General features: G+C 51.2%; 23 protein-coding genes and 1 pseudogene. 15 read left to right on the top strand and 9 right to left on the bottom strand.

Features of this window, described 5'->3' with window-relative positions:
* The first annotated feature begins 379 nt into the window (after positions 1-379).
* Positions 380-745, top strand: coding sequence for a hypothetical protein (locus K7H08_RS09560; protein ID WP_231657778.1), 366 nt, complete (start codon positions 380-382; stop codon positions 743-745).
* Positions 746-1223: 478 nt separating this feature from the next.
* Here the strand turns inward: K7H08_RS09560 and K7H08_RS09555 are convergent, their stop codons facing one another.
* Entirely contained in the window at positions 1224-1580 is a 357-nt protein-coding gene (locus tag K7H08_RS09555) for a KilA-N domain-containing protein (protein WP_231657777.1), read from the bottom strand.
* A 737-nt stretch (positions 1581-2317) separates the two neighbouring features.
* Between K7H08_RS09555 and K7H08_RS09550 the strand changes: the two genes are divergently transcribed.
* The 4 genes from K7H08_RS09550 (at position 2318) to K7H08_RS09535 (ending at position 4845) form a co-directional block, all read left to right on the top strand.
* Complete coding sequence (locus K7H08_RS09550; protein ID WP_231657776.1) at positions 2318-2806, top strand: hypothetical protein; 489 nt, start codon at positions 2318-2320, stop codon at positions 2804-2806.
* A gap of 219 nt (positions 2807-3025) precedes the next feature.
* Positions 3026-3883 (top strand): antA/AntB antirepressor family protein, encoded by an 858-nt coding sequence (locus tag K7H08_RS09545; RefSeq protein ID WP_231657775.1) that lies wholly within the window; start codon positions 3026-3028, stop codon positions 3881-3883.
* Between the two features lie 162 nt (positions 3884-4045).
* A complete protein-coding gene (locus tag K7H08_RS09540) occupies positions 4046-4417 on the top strand; it encodes a hypothetical protein (protein WP_231657774.1) in 372 nt (123 codons plus the stop codon).
* 53 nt (positions 4418-4470) lie between these two features.
* Positions 4471-4845, top strand: a complete 375-nt coding sequence (locus K7H08_RS09535; RefSeq protein WP_231657773.1) for a hypothetical protein — start codon at positions 4471-4473, stop codon at positions 4843-4845.
* A gap of 197 nt (positions 4846-5042) precedes the next feature.
* Here the strand turns inward: K7H08_RS09535 and K7H08_RS09530 are convergent, their stop codons facing one another.
* From K7H08_RS09530 to K7H08_RS09510, 5 genes are all read right to left on the bottom strand, one after another.
* Positions 5043-5216: a hypothetical protein gene (locus tag K7H08_RS09530; protein WP_231657772.1), complete on the bottom strand. Its 174-nt coding sequence runs from the start codon at positions 5214-5216 to the stop codon at positions 5043-5045.
* Positions 5217-5426: 210 nt separating this feature from the next.
* Entirely contained in the window at positions 5427-6050 is a 624-nt protein-coding gene (locus K7H08_RS09525; RefSeq protein WP_231657771.1) for a recombinase family protein, read from the bottom strand.
* A gap of 373 nt (positions 6051-6423) precedes the next feature.
* Positions 6424-7254 carry a hypothetical protein gene (locus tag K7H08_RS09520; RefSeq protein ID WP_231657770.1) on the bottom strand — a complete coding sequence of 277 codons (831 nt, stop codon included), beginning with the start codon at positions 7252-7254 and terminating at the stop codon, positions 6424-6426.
* Positions 7254-7544 carry a hypothetical protein gene (locus tag K7H08_RS09515; protein WP_231657769.1) on the bottom strand — a complete coding sequence of 97 codons (291 nt, stop codon included), beginning with the start codon at positions 7542-7544 and terminating at the stop codon, positions 7254-7256. Before K7H08_RS09515 ends, K7H08_RS09520 begins: the two co-directional genes overlap by 1 nt.
* Before the next feature lie 10 nt (positions 7545-7554).
* Complete coding sequence (locus tag K7H08_RS09510) at positions 7555-7998, bottom strand: hypothetical protein (protein ID WP_231657768.1); 444 nt, start codon at positions 7996-7998, stop codon at positions 7555-7557.
* Positions 7999-8323: 325 nt separating this feature from the next.
* Here K7H08_RS09510 and K7H08_RS09505 point away from each other — a divergent pair, with 325 nt between their 5' ends.
* On the top strand, positions 8324-9370 hold the full coding sequence (locus K7H08_RS09505) for a helix-hairpin-helix domain-containing protein (RefSeq protein WP_231657767.1): 1047 nt from the start codon (positions 8324-8326) through the stop codon (positions 9368-9370).
* 40 nt (positions 9371-9410) lie between these two features.
* On the opposite strand, the gene K7H08_RS09500 is transcribed toward K7H08_RS09505, so the two are convergent.
* Positions 9411-10970 carry a recombinase family protein gene (locus K7H08_RS09500; protein ID WP_231657766.1) on the bottom strand — a complete coding sequence of 520 codons (1560 nt, stop codon included), beginning with the start codon at positions 10968-10970 and terminating at the stop codon, positions 9411-9413.
* A 26-nt stretch (positions 10971-10996) separates the two neighbouring features.
* Here K7H08_RS09500 and K7H08_RS09495 point away from each other — a divergent pair.
* A pseudogene (locus K7H08_RS09495) lies at positions 10997-11239 on the top strand (ATP-binding protein); the annotation flags it as partial.
* 80 nt (positions 11240-11319) lie between these two features.
* Positions 11320-13089, top strand: a complete 1770-nt coding sequence (locus tag K7H08_RS09490; protein ID WP_027957951.1) for a hypothetical protein — start codon at positions 11320-11322, stop codon at positions 13087-13089.
* Between the two features lie 110 nt (positions 13090-13199).
* On the opposite strand, the gene K7H08_RS09485 is transcribed toward K7H08_RS09490, so the two are convergent.
* Positions 13200-14120, bottom strand: a complete 921-nt coding sequence (locus K7H08_RS09485; RefSeq protein WP_027957952.1) for a bile acid:sodium symporter family protein — start codon at positions 14118-14120, stop codon at positions 13200-13202.
* A gap of 204 nt (positions 14121-14324) precedes the next feature.
* Here K7H08_RS09485 and K7H08_RS09480 point away from each other — a divergent pair, with 204 nt between their 5' ends.
* The 4 genes from K7H08_RS09480 (at position 14325) to K7H08_RS09465 (ending at position 17914) form a co-directional block, all read left to right on the top strand.
* Positions 14325-15239 carry a cation diffusion facilitator family transporter gene (locus K7H08_RS09480; protein WP_016916432.1) on the top strand — a complete coding sequence of 305 codons (915 nt, stop codon included), beginning with the start codon at positions 14325-14327 and terminating at the stop codon, positions 15237-15239.
* Positions 15240-15352: 113 nt separating this feature from the next.
* Positions 15353-16030 carry a DsbA family protein gene (locus K7H08_RS09475; protein WP_016916431.1) on the top strand — a complete coding sequence of 226 codons (678 nt, stop codon included), beginning with the start codon at positions 15353-15355 and terminating at the stop codon, positions 16028-16030.
* Complete coding sequence (locus K7H08_RS09470) at positions 16030-17019, top strand: M23 family metallopeptidase (protein ID WP_016916430.1); 990 nt, start codon at positions 16030-16032, stop codon at positions 17017-17019. The genes K7H08_RS09475 and K7H08_RS09470 overlap by 1 nt, the downstream gene beginning before the upstream one ends.
* A gap of 112 nt (positions 17020-17131) precedes the next feature.
* A complete protein-coding gene (locus tag K7H08_RS09465) occupies positions 17132-17914 on the top strand; it encodes a ZIP family metal transporter (protein ID WP_016916429.1) in 783 nt (260 codons plus the stop codon).
* Positions 17915-17942: 28 nt separating this feature from the next.
* Here K7H08_RS09465 and K7H08_RS09460 read toward each other — a convergent pair whose 3' ends face one another.
* Positions 17943-18401: a MerR family transcriptional regulator gene (locus K7H08_RS09460; protein ID WP_144979945.1), complete on the bottom strand. Its 459-nt coding sequence runs from the start codon at positions 18399-18401 to the stop codon at positions 17943-17945.
* Between the two features lie 86 nt (positions 18402-18487).
* Here K7H08_RS09460 and K7H08_RS09455 point away from each other — a divergent pair, with 86 nt between their 5' ends.
* From K7H08_RS09455 to lnt, 3 genes are read left to right on the top strand one after another with little or no spacing between them, the layout of a single operon-like run.
* Complete coding sequence (locus K7H08_RS09455) at positions 18488-20674, top strand: heavy metal translocating P-type ATPase (RefSeq protein ID WP_027957955.1); 2187 nt, start codon at positions 18488-18490, stop codon at positions 20672-20674.
* On the top strand, positions 20671-21174 hold the full coding sequence (gene lspA, locus K7H08_RS09450) for a signal peptidase II (RefSeq protein ID WP_027957956.1): 504 nt from the start codon (positions 20671-20673) through the stop codon (positions 21172-21174). The genes K7H08_RS09455 and lspA overlap by 4 nt, the downstream gene beginning before the upstream one ends.
* Positions 21175-21178: 4 nt before the next feature.
* On the top strand, positions 21179-22711 hold the full coding sequence (gene lnt / locus K7H08_RS09445; RefSeq protein WP_027957957.1) for an apolipoprotein N-acyltransferase: 1533 nt from the start codon (positions 21179-21181) through the stop codon (positions 22709-22711).
* Positions 22712-22724: the final 13 nt, after the last annotated feature.

Below are 22724 nucleotides of genomic sequence, written 5' to 3'. Positions count from 1 at the left end.
ACGCGATATGAACATGAATGCCGCAACGGCTAGGAGCACTAACAGTCATGCCCGGTCTGATGTTGAGATACATAATAGAAGCGGGACACCGGGATATGAAGAAATGGTGGCCCGTGGGATGGCGCTCAAGGAACGATACGAGAGAAGCCTCCAAAAGATCGACAACCTGCCCAGTGATGCGTGGCCGTTTGGTACATGCAATGGGCCAGTCCACCCGATAGAGCAGATGCCGAACCTGACGAGGCGGTTAGGGAGGGGCCGAACAGCCAAGCTCCGTGCCCAGTTCAGTGGTAAAGCGGTGACGCTCGAAAAGGCTTCTAACTCATCCCGCAAGGGGAGCAATCGGGAGAAGCGTATCAATAATACCGTACGATCAGCCATGCGAGGACGGGCGGTCGGTGATTTAGGCTGTCCTGCCTCAGATATTCTGTCTGGGATAGCGAACCTCGATCACCACAACCAGAAAGAGAGGAACATACCGCTCAACAAAATCAGCCTGTACGTTATCTTCCAAGAGCTTGGTGTTATCACCACGAAAGAAATCAAGGAGCTGCTTGATGTGGGAGACCGTCAGGCACGTAAGTACGTCAAGGCTTGTGAGATAGCGCTTCCTTTCTTGGCACAGTCGTTGGGGACTGAAGATGTGCAAAACCCCACAGAAAATGCTGAAGAAGGGCTTGTCGATTCCCCCATGGATATGATCCCAGATGATTGGCTAGATGAGTGTATTCAAACAGGAGTATAGATAATAATGTATTTAAATCAGATGCTTGATAGATTTTTCTAACGGACGCAGTATTAGGGAAACTATTGGACGATCATCAAGATGAATCTAAAAGAAAAACTCCACGACAACCTTCATATAACCTCTCGGCTTGATCGGTAGGAATGGATGTAATGAGTGATGTACCACCATCACCACTTACCAGACCTCGATAGGATGGGGCTTCAAGGTTGTTCACTGGTTGATGCCATGGAGGGCCGAAAGCAAGTCCAGTGGGTATCTTGAAGTAACCTCACTGCATGAACCAGTAAGCTCGCTAGCGCTCGTGGGTACGGACAATGTGGACTTCGTTGCTCCGCAGCTGATGCTTCCAGTTAGTCACGCCAGTCGATCCACAAGACTCACCACTTGACTGCTCTGGCTGTTCATCTGGAAGCCCCTCCTACTGTTCACTCCCATAGCGATCAGGAAGTCCCTGGAGGCCATGTGTCCGTACAGTTTAGCGCCAGCCTGTAGGTTCATCGGGACGATGTAACTCTGGGAATCTGCGGAACTTGCGGTTGGGTTGGTTGGTTCTGTCTTTCAGGCGGAACTTGGGGCTGATCCACATGGCATAGGCGTAGACCAACTCCTTAACGACGAAGGTGCCAGCGTATCGACCCGGCTTACCCACGATGGGTTTATTAGCAGGATTTCCTGCTTTTAACTCTTCGATAAGTTCTTGGGTATTCTGGTTGTATGCCCAAAGGCTAGGACGCTTACGATTCTCACCACCGGCTGCCTTGTGGAGATCGTTGATGTTGAAGCGGCCTTCGCTATCGATACGAACGGCGGAGTCTTTGAGTCTCGGTGTCATGTACTGAAGACGCATCGGACTAAACATCTTCTGTGGGATGGGCCATAACGTGCCTATCACACACTCTTTAAGGGCAAAAAATGTCCCACGCTGCTCTACCAGTTTCCGCTGTAGGTGATGTAATCAACCGTGGTGCCAACCACTAAACAGGGCCTTCCGTAGGCAAAACCTTAAGGTCATCCGTCACTCACGCCAGTTAGGTTCAAGGTTTGCGCTGACGGGACAACTTAAGGATGGGTCAAGCAAGGCGGCAAGGCGGCTATGCCGCTTGGCTCGGACACAGGTTAGGTTTCTTTCCTGATCGAGAACTTCCAGTAAGCCTGATTCATTACCTCTCGGTCTATCTACAGCAGTCACGATGTGCTGCTCCGACTGAGCAAACTGACCGGAAGTCCCAGAGCCCTGTAGTCAGCGTTCCTTCCCCTGGCGTGCGTCTCCAATCCGTCGGCAAAACATTGCCAATCTCGCCATAACAAAAATGAATAAATCTCGTCGAGCGATATAACCAAACAATTACCCTGCACCTAAGGAAGAACCAGCCCACTCAGGGAGTAAACAACTTCCCCTCATCCAGTGGGTAACCCCGCCAGCTTCTGCCGCTGGCTAACTACTCGTTAAACCTCATACCTCTTGTCGTATCTCCAATCTCTTACCTCATCGGCTGCCTATCGCTGGGCTTGTCTGTGGTTTGGAGAGTGGAGGGCTCGCTGAGGTGAACCACCAAAATGGAGCAATCAATGAGCATCTTTTCTAACGACGCATCCATGAAACTAATCCCGGTCGAGTGCATCTTCTCGGAGGAAACTTCTGCATTTGAACTAGAAATGTTCATAAAAGGTATTCGCAGAATACAAAAAGTGAAGGCCAAGCTCTCTAAGCATGGAGTACCGGTAGGTATTCTTCAGGCTATCGTACTGGCTGCCGCTCATGGCCTTTCTTTCGAGGCTGACAATATAGATATGTTTAGAAAGAATATATACCCACTTTCCACTAGCCACGCTGGAGACTTCATTCGGTATGTATTTGCGCTAGAACGCGCCACCGATATGGCGCTGGATGATTTGAATCTTACACCTGAAGAACTCTTCGAGCTCATCTTTGAACACTTCTGTCCGAGGGATCACTTCGAGCTGCAAGAGTGTGGCGTTCATCCCATAGACCTCCTCTCGAAAGAAGCATGGGACGAGGGCGAATGGCAACTCCTTCCTATTCCATTGACAAGCTAGCAGACCACACAACTGCTTACTCCAGTTGAAGCGCGAGGTCTATCGAGCCTCTAAAGGCTGAAACGCTTCTAACGCATGACGCATTTTTCACACGAACCCGTATCTGTGAGCACACCTCTCTGGCTTGCCCTTCTGGCTTCCCTACTGTTGGGGAGTTCGTGGGCCAGTAAGGGGGTGTGCTTGCCGGAGCGGTGTGTTCACAAATAAGGAATCAACAGCATGAGTAACAAACTCACTCGAACTGGTCGATCCATCAAGGTCGACATTAATAAGCTACCGAAGAAGACCCTGACGTCATCGCTCGGTTTCAACCAAGATACGGCCAGCAGATTGATGAGGGTTCGCCGTATGCTTCCCATTGTGGAAGAGTCTGACAGACAAGAACCACAGATAGACGCCCGGAAGCTCTGGGAGAAGATTGGTAAGCCTCACGGCAGGTTCAACGACTGGGCTGAGCACTACATCAAGCCGATGATGGATCAAAAGAATTTTACGGAAAAAAGCGTAAAAACATTCTCAGACGAGATCGCTCCTTTCTATGAGGTCACCGGCAAGCGAGGACGTCCACGAGCCGACTATCGTCTCTCCCGTGATGTGGCCGCCCAACTCGCCATGCAAGCCAACACGGCTGAAGGTTGTGATATACGCCAATATTTCCTCGACATGGAAGAGTGTGTTCTCAGACTAGAACGCTATAGGCCCATTCGTATCGAACACCTCAACAGAATTGACAAGCAAATTTTCCATTCCGCTGTTTCCCTGGCTGGCTCAAAGAGCTTTGCCGAAGAAACCGAGCGGTTCATGAAAGGGATGGTCGCTGAGGTAATTAGTGGGATGAGCGGTAGCGAGTGGCGTGAGGCTCTCAATGAAATCCCCGGAGCCAAGGGTAAAGGTATTCGGGACGTGCTCGATGCAGGTGACATTGAAATCTATCGTGACGCTCTCAAGTCCGCTGCCTTCCTGTTTCAAGTAGGAATTACCGATAGAGAGCAGATCAAGGACAAGGTTCGTCAGGTGTTCGCGGAAAAAGTTGACCCTGGCAAGTACCTCAGTGAGGACTTGAAGGAGATAGCATGAAATGAGTAGCACTACCATCGTTTGGATCGTGGTCTGCTTGGGAGCTTTGTGGTCGCCGCTCTGTCATCGGGCAGCAACCTTCAGCTATGAATGCCGAGATAGCAGTTCGTCGAGGACGCCTCACCGAAAGGACATTGACGACAATAAAGGAGACACAAAACAATGAATACAGCAAATAATCGAGGCCGAAAACGTAAGGTCAATCATCAAGACGTCATTCAGTGGCGTCTTCAGAATAAGGCTTCCAAGCGGAAGACTGCTGAACACTTCGGGCTCAGCGCCGCCTATGTCCAAGAACTCTGGCGTAAAGCCGGTATGTCCTACCAATCACCTGTCCCATCTGGTGGAGCCTCCTTCAAGAAAGACTGGAAGGCTATCGCTGACTATCGGAGAGAGAACCGGGTCAGCGTCACTGAAACGTGCCGTGTCTTCGGCGTCGGTAGGACTACCGTTACTCGTGCCTGTCAGGAGCATGGAGTTAACTTGGAGGCTCATCAGGCTGAACTGTCGCTCAAAGCGAAAGCGAGGCAGTAACCGAGCGATGCCAATATTGAAGTGGTGAGAGACGAAGAAGCGAGAGAGGTAATATGACACTCGAAGTACAATCCGTCGATAAACTGAAGGGTGAAGCCCCACTGACGAAACTCCGGCATCTCTACAAGACCGTCTGTAGGAGAAACCTTCCTGTTCATCTCGTCGAGAATGGCTTGCTGATAACTCCGGCTGTTCTTGATGAGTTGATGCGGTTTGATGCCCAGACGTTTAGCCAGTGTGAGGACTGCCCTGGACGAAGGGCTATGCTCCAGCTGAGAAAGTCCCAAGTGAATGGCCCGTGTAGAAGCTCCGTTGGTGACGCCTTTAAAGAGGAGACCAAGGCTCTGGAGACAGCTATAGCCCTGTACTTTTTGTTAGTCCGTGGGGAAGCTGTGGATACCAATGACCCTGGTTTTCTTGAGGTTTAACCAACGGGGAGCGTTAGAGGGTCGGACTATTTCACCACAAAAATCTGAGCCTGTATTGATAGATATAGAGAGCCTAAAACTCCCCATAGCCCTACCTAGCTAGCCACTGTGGCCTATCAGAAAGCCGACCTTTCGATACCCATGGGGAGTAAACGACGCTGATGGACACCCACCTCTTAAGCGCTAAGAATCAGGCGTTACAGTACCGGATCATGCTTGGCGACTTCCCATCGATCAAAGAACAAACCTAATGAGTTCCAGGCTACTTGGCCGACCAGAGGGACACGGATGAAGATGTCGCCAGCGACTAGCCTAACGATAAAGCTACCAGCGTCCGCACCAATTCCCCATCGTTCTACCTTGAGCTTCATAGGGTTTCTCCTTGTTGGTCTTCCTACGATGGCGATGGACTTATTTCCTCGCACGTAAAGAACATTAAAGACCAAACCAAGAGAATAGCAAGCCTTTGATTTAGTGGGTTAAATCACTGAAAGGAATAGTTCGCTTGGTGGATGCAATATCAACGAAAAGACAGGGCTTAGCGTGGCCCTGCCCTTCACATTGTCCAGGCATCTCCTGCCTTAACCAGTGGCTGCTCTCTTATCGGCACGTTGAACGGTGCTGATGCCGCAACCAATGATCTCTGCCGTTTTGCGAACGCTGAAGCCTTGTTCCCTCAGCTCTGCAATACGTTGATGCTTCTGCTCATCCACTGGACGACCCTTGTAGCGTCCCTGTTCCTTCGCCTTGTTGATGCCCTCAGCTTGACGCCTTCGCCTGTCCTCATAGTCCTTCCGAGCGACAGCCGCTAGCATGTCTAGCAACATGGCGTTGACGGCATCAATCATCCGTCCTGTGAAGTCGTCGCTGGCATCGACAGTCATGGCGGTATGGCTGGTGGGTAGGTCTAGCGAAACAACTCTTAGACCAGCACTCTGGATGGCTCCCTTGAGACGATCCCAATCACCTTTGGTTAGTCGTGTAAGGCGGTCGACCTGTTCAACGAGGAGAATGTCTCCAGGCTGTGAGTCATCGATAAGCCTTGCCAGCTCGGTACGGTCAGCTTTAGTGCCGCTGGCGTTCTCGATGTACCACGATGCGACCTTAGCGCCTTTCTCTTGAGTGAAGGTACTCAGCGCCTCACGGGCACGGCTCGCGTTCTGGTCATCTGTGGATGCTCGGAGGTAAGCACGGATGAAAGACATTCTAACGACTCCCTAATGATCGCCTTGTGTTCTTTTGAGTGTGTTCATAATAGGCGTGCTCGTTTGGGTTGTCAAACCGCATATATGAATACGGATAATGAGCCTTCAGAGATGTGTTCCTAGAGGTGTACCCAAATGGGCACTAGCTACACAGCTAATACCACAACCACTTGAGTCGCCATCTAATCGACATAAGCTATTGATACAGATTAACTCATTGTTTATTTTTATCGGCTCTTTATTTGCGGTGGGATGATTTTTTTTTTTCAAACGGAACTGCACACTACTTAGCCCAACTGACAGCTACTGATAACTCCACTTACAAAGCACAAGCTGGAGCTTGACCACAAGTTATTAGCCTAGAAAAACTTATCTACTTGACTGACATCCACCAAAGTATGACCGCTGCGATTCCTAAATAGACGAACCAGTTATTGAAAGGAGACGCCTTGGGGGGTGGTATTGAATCTGACACTCCCTCTACGCGCTCATTGAAAATGATGTGGAGGGTATGCTTGCCAACTGAAAGATTTATATTGGCGTTGAAGGAATTGTTAGCGCCCTTGTTATTAAAGGTATTAATCAAAATCGCTATTTTTTCACGGATTTCTTGAGCTACCAGATCTCTCTCTTTATTCATGAAGTAGTTAAGAAGTTCCTGTTTTAAATTCACATCACCAGAAGCCAACCAATTGAAGCGGTTTTGAATGCTATCTGGTATATGATACGCAGTAGCTTTATTTTTAAAATGAGTTTCGACTAGCAAAGATAGTTCATTAATATCAACGTCTTTTCCGAAATAAACATAACGCGTGGATGAGGGAGCAACATAGCGCCATAAGTTTTCAGCCAGCTTGTATTTCTGTTCGATAGGCATAGTGGGAGGCAATAGACTGAACAGTCTTTCAGCTACCATGCCACTCATTTTTACTTTGCCTGAACGCCACTTGGGAATGGTCTGTTCAGCATAATTTCTAGCCGTGACACCATGGTTCTCTTCATAAATATCTAATATCTCGTTCATTTTCTGGTTGTTCAAAGAGAAGAAATAGTTTTTTACATCTTGGTCTGTGCCTCCAAGCTCTTTCGTAAGTTTCTCTGCTTGCATGATATGCTCACGAGCTTTCTCATAACCAGAAGAAGCATATCGACTCCGACTTCTAGCATTATATCTTTTGCGATTATTTGACTGACGATACCCCATCAACCTCTCCTAAAAAAACGTGAGAGTTGGTAAATAAAACCTGAAGGTGCAGGATGCTTTAAACGAATTTTCAGCTCCTTCCCATTAATCAAAAAAGACTGCAATAGCTCTATACTTGTTCCTTCTTTATTAAGCCTATCAAGACGGGAAAAATAATTATCAATGCAACCGACTATTTCTTTATAAACTGTTGGATCAATATGGTTATCATGCTGAACTCTAGCTATGGCATCAAGCTCCTGCATTGCAGTATCTCTTGTTTTGTTTTCTGTAATTAGTATTATACTCATAAAAGGTAATCTACCCTCCTGTTATCATTGCTACTACAATTACTAAAACTACAGCTCCGGCAATATAGTATGGCGTCCAGTCTTTCTCACCTGTTTGGCTTTTCGTTAGCCGCCCCTTTTGAGCCTTTTCGGTATTACCCATTAGAACTTCAGTACGCCCAATACTAGTCGTTTGGGTATGAGATATAGTTACTGAATTCCCATCTTCAGAAGCTTCACGTGAAGTGCTTGACAAGTCATCAAGAGTTCTTTTCAATGCCCCTGAATCCACATGTAATTCTTGAGATTTCCTGCCGAGATCAAGCATTCCTTTAGTATGCTCTATCATCAACTGTTTTCTTTCTTCTTCAGAAAGCCAGGATAGATCTAATGAAGTATTAGGCCCAAGATGAATTTCAGTTGGGATACTATTTTTTTGTTCTGTTACTTGAGATCTTTTGTGTTCTTCACTCATGATCTGTTTCCTTCTTTTATAAAATGATTAATGAAAAATTAAGCCAAGTTGAAAATGCATCAACCACATCGTAATATGCTATGTTAGGGCTGACAATAAAAAGCTATATTGAGCGACACATGAGGCCACAGAGCTTACAGCAAGCGATTTTTTAATAAGGATTTAATTGTTTACTCAGATAGCAAAGCCAATGCAAAAATTTAATACCCAACCTTAGCAATTCCATTGATCAAGCTAAAGGATACTGGATTTTTCTAGAAGATAACTGTTGAACTATTATTCTAGACACCCTTTTACAACCCATTCTTCCTATTAGAGATAAGTTATGAAATTAAGGTTTTTCCTTGGCAGTCTTCTTCTGTTACCAGCCCTAGCACAAGCGGAAATACTTATTGGAAGCTGGAACATCAAACATTTGGGTTGGAACAATGACAAGTCATTCGCTCATGTAGCTCAAGTAGTCAATAATTTTGATCTACTGGCAATCCAAGAGCTGATGGATACTTCCGCCCTTGCTCAACTAGAGCGCGAAGTTGAAGTAATTTCTGGCGAAGAATGGTCATCAATGGCCAGTCACGATTTGGGCCATTCATCATATACAGAACATTATGCTTTCCTGTGGAGGAACAGCGAGGTGGCTTATGAAGATAGTGCCGTTGTCTTCCTGGATCATGGAGATGTCTTTTCTCGAGAGCCATACTCTGCTCGCTTCCGAGACTTAGATGATGATCAGGTAATAACTGTTGCAACCGTGCATGTTGTCTATGGTGACTCGATTAGTGATCGGCTACCTGAGATCGAAGCTCTAGCCGACTACTGGACTTGGCTGAAAGAGGTGGCTGCGGGTACACCACGACTGTTGCTGGGTGATTTTAATCTCCAACCTGATCACGAAAAGTGGGCATCACTCCTTAGCCTGGGTGCGGTGCCAGCTATTGTTAACGGTCAAACCACCTTGTCTACTACGGCTGGTGAGTACGCAAATCTTTATGACAATATTTGGCACGAGGGAAAAGGCCTCAATATAAGCGACCGAGGCATACTAAAATTCCCAGAATTATTACAAATAGAACATCTGGAGGCTCGTGATCGAATCTCTGACCATGCCCCAGTTTATATAGGTATTAATGGCGCCCGCCTTGGGCTTGTAGCAGCAGCTAGCGTTATAACTGATAGTGCTGGGGACTGTGTTGATATAAATTCCAGCACCCCGTCTCAACTCTCCGAACTACCTCATGTCGGCCCAGCCCGAGCAGATTCAATCGTGAAAGGACGTCCTTGGGCATCATCACTTGAACTCACTCAGGTTAGTGGTATTAGTACTGGCCATCTTAAAGACGTCCTGAATAGTGGATTACTTTGTGGAATCTGAAATGAGGCTATCCAATGACATGTGCTCTCTGCCTCCTCATCTACAAATCCATCTCAAAGGCTGGCACCTTGTATAGTAGCCGAGTCTCACCACCATGCTTCCAGTGGAACACAAGGTCACCTGAGAGGAAGTCCACGACAACCTCAGAGAAGCACTCCCGCATGTGGGCGTTGATTAACGTCTTGTCCTCAGGATGGTCTCGCACTACCTTACCGAGATTTACCGCTCGGCGGGTTGCCATATCACCACTGAATGTCTTCTGACGTTGGTTTAAATCAGACAGTTCTTCCTTGAGTTCGTCCCGTTGGTTCTGTAGTTCGGATAGACGCTCGCCCAGAGAAGGATACAGCTTAGGGTCTAGACCGTTTTCGATGGATTCTAGAATGTTGGATAGCGCCCCCTCGACACCTTCGAGGTTGTTCCGTACCTGTTCAATCTCGTCATCCACAGAGTCATCGCCCGTTGGGCATTCGGCTATTAGCTGGCCTAGCTGAGCATGAATTGCTGGCTCAATGAGATCATACCGGACTGCGTTGTAACTACACCCAGCTCCTGTCCTTGCTCGCTGACAGGCGAGATAGACCCAGCCCTTAGCAACATTCTTTGCCACCCTAGCCATGGTACTTCCGCAAAGGGGGCACTTAGCGAGTCCTCCAAGGACGTTCTGTAGCTCTTGCGTCGAGTGCCTTCCGCGTCTCGGTGCTTTGCTGGCCTTGAGCGACTGAAATCTCTCGAAGGTCTCTCTATCAATCACAGCAGGATAATAGCCCTCTACAGGCTCACAGGCGTTTCTATCCGCCTTTCTCTCAGCTCGGCTAGTAAATGGAGTCAGAGTTCCATAAGTTGCGGGGTTATTTAGAACCTTGTCAATGTAGCTGGGGTGCCATAGCTTGCCACGCCCGAACACAGGAATGCCTTCACTATTCAGACTTTCCGCAATTGATTTTTTTCCTACTCCTCGCAGCGCCAGCGAAAAGATATGCCGGACAACTTCTCCACGCTCGGGAATGATTTCAAAAGATACGCCTTCCTCAGCTGGTCGGAGCCAATAGGGGGCTCTGGATGTTAGGCGAACAGATTCACCTTCAGCGATCTTCTTTCGCTTTGTCTCCCAGGCTGAGCGTAGCCTACGCGCCTTGGTCGCTGATTCTTCGTTGGCTCTCATGAAGATAAGTACGGCCATGATGAAGGCAACTGGGTCTCGGTCGAGAGACTCTTGATCATACGACTTGCCATCAAACAAGGTGACAACCGTTATACCCATATCACAGATATCACCAAGAAGGTTGGAGGCTTTCCTAGCCGATTGCCTGGAAATCCGGTCGAGCGATTCAACTAGCAGATACGAACCGGGCTTGATTGCCCCCTCTTCGACAGCCTTGAGAAATAGTCGCAAAGAACCTGCTTCCTGATTACGGCCTTGATAAGCCGAAATACCCAGGTCTTCAAAACTATGATCGTCTAGGTCTAACCCGTGTTGGTCAGCATATTCTTGCGCTAGACGGGATTGACGCCTAAAGCTATCCCCCTTCATTTGCTCAGGAGTTGAAAACCGGAGGTAGCTGTATGCCTTGGGGCTCTGCTGTTGGTGTTCCGTCATGGCTGGGCTCCGCTTTGGTGCGCTTCAGGCGGGCATCCTACATTATGGGTCTCGTAGCCTACAACCTGCTGCTAGCAGGGCCTCCTGGCACCGGAAAAACCATGCTCGCTAGCCGCTTACCGGGCATTTTGCCGCCGCTTTGCGAAGACGATGCGCTGCAGGTGGCCGCTGTACGTTCAGTCTGTGGGCTACCGCTTGAAGCAGACTGGGGCCAGCGCCCCTTTCGCCAGCCCCACCACAGCGCCAGCGCCGCCGCGTTAGTGGGTGGGTGTCATTTTCAACAATTGTTGCGACTAAACAATAATTGCTGCGACAATCTCTATGTTGAGTTTACATAGAGCACGCCCTTGTGACCGTTTCTCTCAAACAATCCAGAACCTTTAGCTTTCAAGATGGCACCCTTAAAGACGAAACTGAGCGCTTGGTCGTTTGGTGGTACGGGCCTATCTTCAAAAATATCCGCTCACAAAGCGTCCCTAAAATTTATGTATTTTTAAGACCTATTGATCAGGAGAACAAATTAGGAGACGTGATTAAGCGAACGACGGTCTTAACGCATGTCGGACTATTGAGAATCGGCTCCGTCTGGGAAAAGGGCGTGAGCAACTCCCGCATCGCATTTGAGGAGAAAACATTCCCTGTTTCGTTCTCTCCGGGCGGCTGGCGGATTGTCTCCTTAGACGACTTGCACAAAGCAGGGCGCAGCCTCTATACCTCCTTTCATGAGGCAAGCTATTTACCGCTGGACAGAAAACACAAATCGTACCTGATTGAATTTGACCTCCCAGATGGCAAACATCTGCTCATCCCTTGCACCGAATTTTTTGCACGCGTTTACGGTCGATCATCTGAAATCAAGCGTGTGCTCGCCACTTACTGTTGGGAGGAGGTCAAAGAACGGCTTTATCGACCGCTTAATGCGCCCCCATCGCCAGGTACCTGGCCTGTCAGATTTACATATCGTGTTCATAGGCACGATGCGATTTTGCTCGCGCACATGCTGTACGACCCCTATGCCGAACAAGCTGCCAGAGATATTTATGCGCAGACTGAAGCCAGCTTCCCCCAAGATAAGATGCTTTTAAAAGTCACTCCATGGTTTCAAGGCAGCGGGGAAATCTCTGTTTCTGGCGTTCCAATTGATGGTGGCAACACATTCCTAGGCTTGCAGATATTAGGCTGTACGCAGCCCGATGGTGCCACGATCCACCGTGAAAGAGAGAAATCAACGACAGTACCAGCCACCGATGGCGACGATGCCCCCTCTCAGTTCCCCTATCATCAGCTTCAAGACATCCCCGATGTCATTGACCTGACGGATGATGACGAGCCCGACCATGGTTCTTCCTGGCTAGACCTTACTGAGGACGAATTCGTTATTTTAGGTAAGCCTCGCGCCGTCTTGGATAAACGATATACCCGAAAAAACGTGCCCGATACACGAGGCGTCCCCGTTCCGGGTGACGAAACCATTTTCTCCACTGGGGAGCCACATGGGTCAGGGAAGGGAGTGGGACAAGCGTCTATTCATGCTCCTATTACACTGGAATCACAGGGCTTTCTACGTGATATGTGGAATGCGCTTCTCTATTTACAATCGGCCTATCCCGCAACGATTCGTGGCGTTAGCTGGTTTACCTTTGAAGACGGATTCAGCACTTCTCCTGACCCTCGGTTAATCAGCCTCGAACCTTTCGAAATAGACGAGGAGGTGGAAACGTCAGTCGCTAATTGGGTTTACATTGATACTCAGACCAAGGTACCTCGCGGGGTGCTCGTCGTTCGGGTGCATGTGTTAGATCAAACGCTCTATCTCATGGAGATCCAACGACGCCCTCCAAAACCCAGAGCTGGCGGTAGCGAGGAGGCATCCAAGCCTCCTTCCTATAAAGGTTTAGTCTTCACGCTGAGCCACCAAGGCAGCTTCGAGCAGTGGTTACGCCAAGTGCTGTCTAACGTGCGGCACGTAGAAGGTGTTGTCCAAAAACTAGTTGGTCACTGCCCAGGATTCGCCGATACGTTCAAGCACCCTAAATCCAAAAAGGAACAGATACCCTGCGAAGCCTCTGTGTTAAATGCTTTTAGCAAGGTCAGTATTGGTCGCAGTGACTTAGCATAGGTACTATTTGCCACCTTTATGAGTAGCGGTGTCTGTTTTGTCGGTAAGAGCAACCTGTACACCCCGTGTGCAGGTTGCTCTTCTGACGAAGAGCCGATACGGCCATCCCTTCAGTGGCGGGCGAGGATCTTCGCTGCGATGGGCGAAGTGATCATTTGAATCACGGCAAAAAAAGCGGCTGGAATTGCGATCTCTGATGGCAAGCCAGAAGCAGCGACAAACGCTGCAGCGATGCTGAATTCCTTTTTACTGACCGTGAAAAGATAGGTAATCACCTCTTTGCGATCAGAGGTGAGTAACCGTGAGGACATACCTACCAGGTACCCAATCAAATTGAGGCACAGGGCCGCGCCCGCAATCACAAACGCATACCAGCCATAGCCAATGATCGTGGTGGCATTCGGCCCGACCACGGCGAGTAGGATCAGCAGATACAGAATCGACCCTATCCCTGCATACGCTGAATCATGCCGTGCAAAGAAAGCCGAGAACCTTGTACGCAAGCTGACCCCAATCACGGTAGGAAGAAGCACGATTAGTGTTAATTCAAGAATAATTGATCCAAGCGGCACGTCTAACTGAAGGCCGGTGAGCCATAAAAACAGGAAGGGAACAATAAACGGACATAACGCGGTGTTGACTGCGTTGAAAACAGCGGCAAGCGCCACATTGCCTTTCGCCATCAGTACCAAAAGAGGAGAAGACACATCTGTCGGCAGCGTGCCGAGCAAGGTTTGGCCAGCAGCCAGCGGGCCGCTTCCAAAAAATAGACGGCCCGTTAGCCACCCGGCAATCGACATAGGCCCATAGACCAGCCCCAATGCCAACAACTGCCGTGACGGCTTTCGGAACACGATGCGCACTGCATGCGCATCGAATGTGAGGCTGATAATCAACATCAGTAATGCCAGTAATGGCCCAATCGCGAACTTAAGCATTATTCCGGTGGCCGGAAAGAGTAAGCCTCCCCCCGCGACGACGATTACAAACCAGACAAGGTGCGCCTCGACAAAATAAATGAATCTACCCATGGTGGATTGGACGTTACCGGTTGAAGTGGATTGAGCCCCGCACCTAAAACATGATCACCTTCGGCCCAGCACACAAAGGCTCCTTGGTAGCTAGGGACGTGCTTCCCAATCCAGCGATGCAAATAGATAATGCTCAAGGGTTGAAGCTTTAGTTGCTAGAGGTTTTATAGTACCAAGAACAGATAATTCGAGAGAAGGTAACAGATGGGACATCATCATGATCATCCCCACATTGATCCTGCCTCTGGCGACCGGCGCGTCAGCATCTCCATTTGGGCCAATGGGCTCTTAACCATCGCTCAAATCGTCGGTGGCATTATGGCGGGGAGCCTATCGCTGATCGCTGATGCGTTACATAACTTTTCTGACATGGCAGCATTAGTCATTGCCTTTGCTGCTCGTAAAATCGCCAGACGGCCTGCCGATGCGCATATGACCTTTGGCTATGGCCGCATCGAGATAGTGGCAGCACTCATCAATTACACCACCCTCATTATTGTCGGTGTCTACCTGATTTACGAAGGCGCTATGCGGATGGTCGATCCCCCTGAGATAGAGGGATGGACGATCGTGATTATTGGTGGCGTCGCGCTCGTCGTCGATGCCCTTACCGCCATGCTCACGTGGTCAATGCAAAAAGAGAGTGTCAATATCCGCGCCCTTTTTCTGCATAACTTATCGGATGCGTTTGCCTCCATCGCCGTGATTATCGGTGGTTCGCTTATTTTACTGTACGACATGCGCTGGGTGGACCCCGCGATCACGATAGGGATTGCGCTATATATTCTTTACCTAGCCTTCTCTGAAATTGGCGGCCCTATCCGTACGCTAATGCTGGGATCTCCCCCGGACATTGACGGGCAGGCAGTCGTTGAGACCGTACGAGATATCGAGGGAGTCCAGGATATTCACCATGTGCATCTATGGCAGATGCAGGAAAACATGGCAGCCCTTGACTGCCACGTGGTTCTGACAGAAACCGGCTGGCAGCAGCTTGAATCCGTCAAAGCAGAGATCAAGGAGCAGCTTAAAATGCGCTTCAGTATTGCTCATTCCAGCCTAGAGTTTGAGCATAGTGACCACGCGCATCAAAATGCCAATCTATATGGGCACGAGTGATAGACCGAGGCCGACTCCCGGCTCAGGTAGTTAGCGAGCGGCTTACTCCCATAGCGATTGGCTTATTTTTCAACCCTACTTTTCCACCCCATCGTTGAGAAAGAGAGAGAAACATGTTCAAAAAAGCGTCTTTTATATTGGCCGGTACGTTAATGCTGACCGCTGCGATCGTCGCCGTATCGAAACCTGCCCTCTTAGATATGCAAGCTCAGGCAGCAAAGGAGAGCAGTGTCCAGGCAGAGGACTCCTTGGTGCGCTCACACTCCCCCATCTTGGGACGAGAAGACGCGCCGGTGACGATTGTGGAATTCTTCGATCCGGCTTGCGAAGCCTGCCGTGCTTTCTATCCCCTGACAAAAAGTATTCTGGAAACCTACCCAGAAAAAGTGCGGCTCATCGTGCGCTACACTCCTTTCCACGGCGACGTATCTGATAAGGCCATTCGGGTATTAGAAGTTGCTCGTCGTCAGGGCGTCTTTGAACCGGTACTGGAGAGGCTGCTGGCTCGCCAGGATCAATGGGCTTCACATGGCAGTTTTGATGAATCCGCTATCCTCGATATCGCGAGCCAAGGAGGCCTTGATTTAGCGGCTGCCGAAGAGCAACTGACTTCTGCTGAGGTGCAGGCGGTGATTGACCAAGACATGGCGGATGTCAGAGCCAATCAGATTCGCCAAACACCTACCTTTTTTGTCAATGGCGAGCCTTTAGACCCCTTTGGTATGCAAGAGCTGATTGATGCCGTTGAGAGTGAAGTAGCGGAGATCTCTGGGGAAGAGGATGGCCAGTGATGCAGCGCTGGTGGTTACTAGGCTTTGTGGGCTTTTACCCCTTGCTAGCCGAAGCCAATTGGCAAACGCATCTGTCATTGCCTCCGTCTGAACTTAGCCCTGTCAAGTTACAGGCGGCTAGCGAGCAAGAAGGCACATTACCGCTCGATAGCGTTGATACCCTAACCTTTGGGCGTGATGTCGTCATTGATACCACCCTCTACGAGGCCTTGGCAGCAGAAGGTGTCCCAACGCGTTTCGCCACTAAACTGGAAACACTGCTCAGCGAGTTTATCGCAGCGCCGCTGGAGTTTTCTGGCAGTGAACGTATTCAATTAGTGTGGGAGGAAGATCGACGCCAGGACGGCGCCCGTGTTGGGCCACCACGCCTCAGTTATGCCGCTCTGCCTGATCAGGCAGAGCCCTTGGAGGTCATATGGCCGGTCACCCAAAAGGGGGACGTAGCTCTTTTCAAAAGCGACACCCTGCTAGGCACGTTGCGGTTGCCCGTGCTTAGTGCCCGCTTAACGTCTCGCTTTGGGAATCGGCGACATCCTGTGTATGGAGGGATGCGTCCTCATAATGGAATTGACTTGGCTGCGCCGACAGGAACGCCGGTCATTGCCACCGCACCTGGGCGCGTATTCTTTATGGGTCGCCAAGGGGGATATGGGCAGGTGATCGAGGTGGAGCACGACACAGGGGCCATTAGTCGCTACACACACCTTAGCCGATTCTCCCCACAGCTAGTGGTTGGGGATTTAGTCAATGCGGGAGAGTCGCTCGGAGAGGTAGGTTCCTCCGGGGTCGCCACGGGCCCCAACCTGCATTACGAAGTGAGAGTCAATAACCAGCCTGTTGATCCCCTTGGTCAAGGTCAACGCATCATGTTGGGTGAGCAGCCGACTCAAGGTGAATATCAAGCGTCACTTTACGAGGCAAGAGATCGCTTGGAACAAGCTATCGGCACGGCGTCCATTTATGACTTGATCTCGTTTAACGAGCCGTAACCACCCGTGCTTAGCAACGTTGCATGGATTGTTAGTAACGTGAACGTGTGCTTGCCTCGTTATGGAACCCTAGCGCTGTGATCACTCATCTACCACAAGACAGGTAATCGGTATGGAAGAGGTTTCTCTCGTCACAATGGGGGTATTGGGAAGCCTTGCCGCGGGCTTGATGACGGCTGTCGGGGCGCTTCCTATCTTGTTTACCAAAAGACCGAATCGTGGTGTTCGCGATTTAGCGTTGGGGTTCGCCGCTGGCGTCATGCTAGCGGCCTCTTTCTTCTCACTGATCATACCCTCCTTAGAAGCCTCGGAGCTGCGTTACGGAGGTAGCGTGGTACCTGCTGCCATTGCCTGTGCGGCCATCTTGCTAGGGATTGGAATGGTCGCACTACTGAACGAACTCTTACCTCATGAGCACTTCGAACAGGGGCGAGAAGGGCCAGAGGCTGCCTCACTACGTCGTATCTGGTTGTTTATTATTGCCATTACGATACACAACCTGCCAGAAGGGCTAGCCGTTGGCGTGGCCTTCGGCGCAGGGGGAAGCGAAGGAGGCATTCCACTAGCGATTGGCATTGGACTTCAGAATGCCCCAGAAGGACTGGCCGTAGCAGTATCACTGCTAGGCGTGGGCTATTCACGTTGGCGGTCATGGACGATTGCCGCCCTTACGGGGCTTGTTGAGCCGTTGGGTGGCTTATTAGGCGCTGGAGTCATCAGCATGTCACAAGCGCTACTGCCCTGGGGGTTGGCCTTTGCAGCGGGGGCGATGTTGTATGTGATCAGTCATGAGATTATTCCCGAAACTCATCGAAGCGGGCACCAAAAAAAGGCCACGCTGGGCCTCTCCATCGGATTGGTACTCATGCTGTTTTTGGATGTTTCGCTGGGCTGACCATTGGGCGTGGGGCGTAGCGTTAGTGCTAACCCAAGTCGAGAGCCCCTCCGTGCGATTTTTCAGTGATACAGAGTTGATGATCACTGATGACCTCAATGATTCGGCAGCTTTCCACTTTACCACCGGCACACTGCGTGATCATCCGTTGAAGCTCCTCACGCAGTATGGACAGTCGTTGAAGGCGGGACTCCACTTTCTTTAGGTGATGCGTGGCGATGGCATCGACTTCTTGGCAAGGCATATCAGGTTGATCTGACATGGCCAAAAGCTCTCGCACTGACTCCACCGAAAAGCCAAAGTCACGGGCATGACGAATAAAGGTCAAGCGCCGCACAGCGTCGTCTCCATAGCGGCGCTGCCCCCCACCGGTTCGTGTCGCATCGCGCAACAGCCCAATACGCTCGTAATAGCGAACCGTTTCAGGTTTGCAATCGGCTCGTCGTGCTAACTCACCAATGCTGATACTTTGGCCGATCATCGACATGGTAAAACTCCTTAGGCAGGGCTTGAAGCTGTAGTTGCTACAAGGTTTACACTTAAAAACCATAGCCCATTGGCAGGAGAGGCACCATGAAAACATCAACGCCGACAACAGCGCCTACCACCTTGACGCTGCGTGTTGAAGGCATGGACTGCGGCGGTTGTGAGCGCAAGGTTGTATCGGCGCTAGAGCGACTGGAAGGCATTGAGGAAGTCACGGCAAGCTCGGTCACGGGATCAGTGAAGATTCACCACCACGATCACGGGGCCCCCTCGCGAAAGACCATTGAGGGCATCCTGAACGAACTAGGCTATCAAGTGGCTTCCCATGATGGCCAAACACGCGCACCTGGTGCTTCATCCTCTTGGTGGCAAACCGCTAAAGGGCGCTTGGTCATTATCACAGGCAATTTGCTGATCGTAGCCTTCGCGCTTCGTTTAGCATGGCCTGCGCTGGGTAATATGCCTTTCATTTTGGCCACGCTAGTCGGCTTAATACCCATTGCGCAGAGTGCCTGGGGCGCCCTCAAAATGCGCAATCCCTTTACCATAGAGATGCTGATGTGCATCGCTGCGCTTGGCGCATTGGCCATCAATGCTGCCGCTGAAGCTGCGATGGTCGTGTTCTTGTTCGCCGTAGGTGAGCTACTCGAAGGGGTAGCTGCTTCACGAGCGCGCCGCAGTATCTCAGCCTTGGCAAATTTAACACCCTCAACGGCGAGGCTGATGGACAATGGCCATCTGCGTGACGTCTCGGCGGAGTCACTTAAACCCGGGCAGCGTGTGCTGGTGCGGCCCGGTGATCGCGTACCCTGCGATGGACGCATCCTGGTGGGCACCTCCGACATTGACGAGTCGCCGGTAAACGGCGAGTCCATACCCCGTTCGCGAGCGCCTGGTGATGACATTTTTGCTGGCACAGTGAATCTTGATGCCGCCCTGGAGGTGGAGGTAACACGAGGCGCTGATGACAATACGATCGCACGCGTTATTCGTCTGGTTGAAGAAGCACAGGCCGCCAAGGCACCGATAGCACGCTTTATTGATCGTTTTGCGTATTACTATATGCCCGCCGTCGTCTTACTCGCCCTACTGATGGCGATAGTGCCACCGCTGGTATCGACCATGGCATGGTCGGAGTCGATTTACCGTGCGTTAGCATTGCTGTTAATCGCATGCCCCTGCGCGTTAGTCATTTCCACCCCAGCCGCCATCGCCGCCGGTCTCTCGGCGGGAGCTCGGCGCGGACTACTGATCAAAGGGGGAGCCGTTCTTGAACAGTTAGGTAAGCTTCGCTTGGTGGCATTAGATAAAACGGGCACCCTCACTGCGGGTACCCCAAGAGTCACAGATGTGGAGTCTTGGATTGCTGAGGAAGACGATAACAGCGTATTGCGGCTCGCCGCCGCAATAGAGCGGGATTCCAGTCACCCTATCGCCACGGCTATCGTTGAGCATGCCCGACAGTCGGGCATCAACCTCCCCACCGTCACCGGCGGCCGCGCTCTGGCGGGGCGCGGTGTTTCCGGCCAGGTGGAGGGTCGCGAGCTGAGCTTAATGACGCCTCGTCACCTTCACGAGAAAGTCATCCTTGAGGAAAGTCTCAGTGCTCGGATTGTCGCGTTAGAAGAAGCCGGTAAGAGCCTCGCTCTCCTCGTCGAAGGCGAGCGTTTACTGGGCTTGATCGCGGTTCGCGATGAGCCACGCGAAGATGCCATTGAAGGCCTAGCGGCGCTATCCCGTTTGGGCGTACAGGCGGTCATGCTCAGCGGTGATAATGCCCGCACCGTCGCTGCCACGGGGGGTCGCTTAGGCATTGAAGCGTACGGCGAACTAATGCCTGAAGACAAGGCAGCGTATGTTCGAGACTGGCAAGCGGCTGGCCGTGGCCCCATCGGTAAAGTAGGCGATGGCATCAACGATGCACCGGCACTCGCGGCAGCCGATGTGGGTATCGCGATGGGGGGCGGCACGGATGTGGCGTTGGAAACCGCCGATGCAGCCTTGCTCAAGAACCGCGTTACCGGCATCGCTGAGCTGATAGACCTCTCTCGTGCCACACTGCGCAATGTGAAAACCAACGTTGTTCTCGCCCTTGGCTTAAAAGCCATTTTCCTAGTTACAACGGCGCTGGGTATTACCGGCATGTGGATTGCGGTGATGGCCGATACCGGTGCTACCGTCCTGGTGACGTTGAACGCCATGCGACTGCTGGGTTACCGCTTTTCGCCCAGTACCGCAATGACAGGCCTGTCACAAGGAAAAACAACGTCATGAGAACAGCGCCAAACGATAGCCCTTCACGACGTTGGCCATGGTTCACATTTGCTTGCGTATTGGCTCTAGCCGATCAACTGGTCAAAGAAATCGTGCACGCCCAGATGTCGTTTGGCCAAGTCATTCCGCTAACGCCGTTTTTTAACTGGGTTTATACCGGGAACACAGGAGCCGCTTTCAGCTTTCTCGCAGAAGCAGGGGGTTGGCAGCGCTACCTCTTTCTTGGTTTAGCGTTGGTGGTGGTCGTCGTATTGGTTGTGCAGCTATGCAAACCCCTGTCGCGCTTGGAGGCCTGTGCGTACAGCCTGATTCTTGGCGGCGCGCTCGGTAATACTGTTGATCGCTTAGCGCGAGGGTACGTCGTCGACTATCTGGACATTTACTGGGGCGAATGGCATTGGCCCGCCTTTAACATGGCCGATATCGCTCTGTTTGCAGGTGTATTGATGTTCGCAGTGGCGTTATGGCGTGAAAGTCCTGCTTTTAAGCGCTCTGAGTAACGCTATGGATGTGGTCGATAAAGATAAAGAATATACGCTTTTTGCTGGGCGCTCCTCACCAATAGTCGATTGCGTTGTAGCGCTCGCCGCTGGGGTAATGACCACCTTGAGTGCCGCCCCCTTTTCCCTATGGTGGCTTGGCCCAGTGGCCGTGGCACTGGTCTATTGGAAGATACAGTCGCTAACGCCCGCCATGGCCACCCTGCGTGGGTGGTGCTATGGGGTAGGCCTGTTCGGTTCTGGCACATCATGGGTCTTCGTTGCTATTCACGATTTCAGTGGCACCGGGGCCTTGGTGGCGATGCTCCTCACCACTCTTTTTGTCAGCGCCCTGGCGCTCTTCTTTGCAATCCCCTTTGGGCTCTATCGGCGCATCACGGGGCCACGGTTAGCCTGTCTTAGCTTTGCCGGTATGTGGGTGGTGAGCGAATGGCTACGCACCTGGTTGCTCACCGGCTTTCCCTGGTTATTGCTGGGCACCTCTCAGGTAGATTCTCCACTAGCCCCATGGGCGCCCGTTGGTGGTGTGTACTTGCTGTCACTCATGACCGCGCTGACAGGTACGTTAGGGGTAGAGGTACTGCGTCGCCGCTGGGGTTTCCTTGTCCCAATGGCCGCCTTGTGGATCGTTCCATTCCTATTGCCCGCCCAATGGACAACCCCGGCTGGCAAGCCCATCCGGGTGGCATTGCTGCAAGGGAATCTTGACCAGCGCATTAAGTGGACTGCCCAAGGGCAGCGCGAGGCGATCAGTATCTACACGGCGATGACACGGGAGCAAGCAAGGGATATCGATCTCATCGTTTGGCCCGAGGCAGCCCTTCCCATGCTTGAGCAGGAAGCACAGCAAATACTTGAGCAAGTAGCGTCCGACCTGGGGCCTGACACCGCCTTGTTGACCGGCATTTTGCAACGCGACAGTGAAGGGCGCTCTTATAACAGCGTCATAGGGCTAAATGATGTGCAGGGCGAATACCAGAAGGCGCACTTGGTGCCCTTTGGCGAGTATTTGCCATTCCAAAGTCTCCTCGCTGGCACCCTTGCTTTTTTCGACTTGCCAGTACCTCGCCTGACCCCAGGGACAGGCGAACAGGCTCCGTTACACGTGGCTGGAGCCACCATTGGCAATGCCATTTGTTACGAAATCATTTTTGCCGACCATGTCGCCCAACAGGCGCGTAATGCCGAGCTGCTATTAACGGTTTCCAACGATACGTGGTTTGGGCGCTCCATTGGCCCACACCAACATCTTCAAATGGCGCGTCTACGTGCCTTAGAAAATGGTCGTCACCTACTTCGAGCTACCAGTAATGGCGTGACGGCCATCATCGATTCACAAGGCCACGTCACAGCCCGTGCCCCACAGTTTGAACCGGCCAGTTTAACTGGCGAGGTGACCCCGATGCAGGGCCTAACTCCTTTCACACGCACCGGTAGTGGCCCCGCTTGGATACTCGCTGCGGTGCTGACACTGCTCGGGTTACAACTGAACTTATCTCGATCAAAAAACGACGCATTAGATGAAAAAGGAACCTAGCGATGCTCTTGGC

Origin of the sequence: Halomonas sp. IOP_6, from assembly GCF_021151565.1 — a bacterium.
GTDB lineage: Bacteria > Pseudomonadota > Gammaproteobacteria > Pseudomonadales > Halomonadaceae > Vreelandella > Vreelandella alkaliphila.
The sequence above is the reverse complement of the archived record's forward strand: the minus strand, read 5'-3'. Positions and strand labels throughout refer to the sequence as shown.

What these genes read in the sequence shown, in the direction of transcription:
- K7H08_RS09560 (WP_231657778.1), top strand. Translation starts at nt 380, where the DNA reads ATGCGAGGACGGGCGGTCGGTGATTTAGGCTGTCCTGCCTCAGATATT.
- K7H08_RS09555 (WP_231657777.1), bottom strand. Translation starts at nt 1,580, where the DNA reads ATGACACCGAGACTCAAAGACTCCGCCGTTCGTATCGATAGCGAAGGC.
- K7H08_RS09550 (WP_231657776.1), top strand. Translation starts at nt 2,318, where the DNA reads ATGAGCATCTTTTCTAACGACGCATCCATGAAACTAATCCCGGTCGAG.
- K7H08_RS09545 (WP_231657775.1), top strand. Translation starts at nt 3,026, where the DNA reads ATGAGTAACAAACTCACTCGAACTGGTCGATCCATCAAGGTCGACATT.
- K7H08_RS09540 (WP_231657774.1), top strand. Translation starts at nt 4,046, where the DNA reads ATGAATACAGCAAATAATCGAGGCCGAAAACGTAAGGTCAATCATCAA.
- K7H08_RS09535 (WP_231657773.1), top strand. Translation starts at nt 4,471, where the DNA reads ATGACACTCGAAGTACAATCCGTCGATAAACTGAAGGGTGAAGCCCCA.
- K7H08_RS09530 (WP_231657772.1), bottom strand. Translation starts at nt 5,216, where the DNA reads ATGAAGCTCAAGGTAGAACGATGGGGAATTGGTGCGGACGCTGGTAGC.
- K7H08_RS09525 (WP_231657771.1), bottom strand. Translation starts at nt 6,050, where the DNA reads ATGTCTTTCATCCGTGCTTACCTCCGAGCATCCACAGATGACCAGAAC.
- K7H08_RS09520 (WP_231657770.1), bottom strand. Translation starts at nt 7,254, where the DNA reads ATGGGGTATCGTCAGTCAAATAATCGCAAAAGATATAATGCTAGAAGT.
- K7H08_RS09515 (WP_231657769.1), bottom strand. Translation starts at nt 7,544, where the DNA reads ATGAGTATAATACTAATTACAGAAAACAAAACAAGAGATACTGCAATG.
- K7H08_RS09510 (WP_231657768.1), bottom strand. Translation starts at nt 7,998, where the DNA reads ATGAGTGAAGAACACAAAAGATCTCAAGTAACAGAACAAAAAAATAGT.
- K7H08_RS09505 (WP_231657767.1), top strand. Translation starts at nt 8,324, where the DNA reads ATGAAATTAAGGTTTTTCCTTGGCAGTCTTCTTCTGTTACCAGCCCTA.
- K7H08_RS09500 (WP_231657766.1), bottom strand. Translation starts at nt 10,970, where the DNA reads ATGACGGAACACCAACAGCAGAGCCCCAAGGCATACAGCTACCTCCGG.
- K7H08_RS09485 (WP_027957952.1), bottom strand. Translation starts at nt 14,120, where the DNA reads ATGGGTAGATTCATTTATTTTGTCGAGGCGCACCTTGTCTGGTTTGTA.
- K7H08_RS09480 (WP_016916432.1), top strand. Translation starts at nt 14,325, where the DNA reads ATGGGACATCATCATGATCATCCCCACATTGATCCTGCCTCTGGCGAC.
- K7H08_RS09475 (WP_016916431.1), top strand. Translation starts at nt 15,353, where the DNA reads ATGTTCAAAAAAGCGTCTTTTATATTGGCCGGTACGTTAATGCTGACC.
- K7H08_RS09470 (WP_016916430.1), top strand. Translation starts at nt 16,030, where the DNA reads ATGCAGCGCTGGTGGTTACTAGGCTTTGTGGGCTTTTACCCCTTGCTA.
- K7H08_RS09465 (WP_016916429.1), top strand. Translation starts at nt 17,132, where the DNA reads ATGGAAGAGGTTTCTCTCGTCACAATGGGGGTATTGGGAAGCCTTGCC.
- K7H08_RS09460 (WP_144979945.1), bottom strand. Translation starts at nt 18,401, where the DNA reads ATGTCGATGATCGGCCAAAGTATCAGCATTGGTGAGTTAGCACGACGA.
- K7H08_RS09455 (WP_027957955.1), top strand. Translation starts at nt 18,488, where the DNA reads ATGAAAACATCAACGCCGACAACAGCGCCTACCACCTTGACGCTGCGT.
- lspA (WP_027957956.1), top strand. Translation starts at nt 20,671, where the DNA reads ATGAGAACAGCGCCAAACGATAGCCCTTCACGACGTTGGCCATGGTTC.
- lnt (WP_027957957.1), top strand. Translation starts at nt 21,179, where the DNA reads ATGGATGTGGTCGATAAAGATAAAGAATATACGCTTTTTGCTGGGCGC.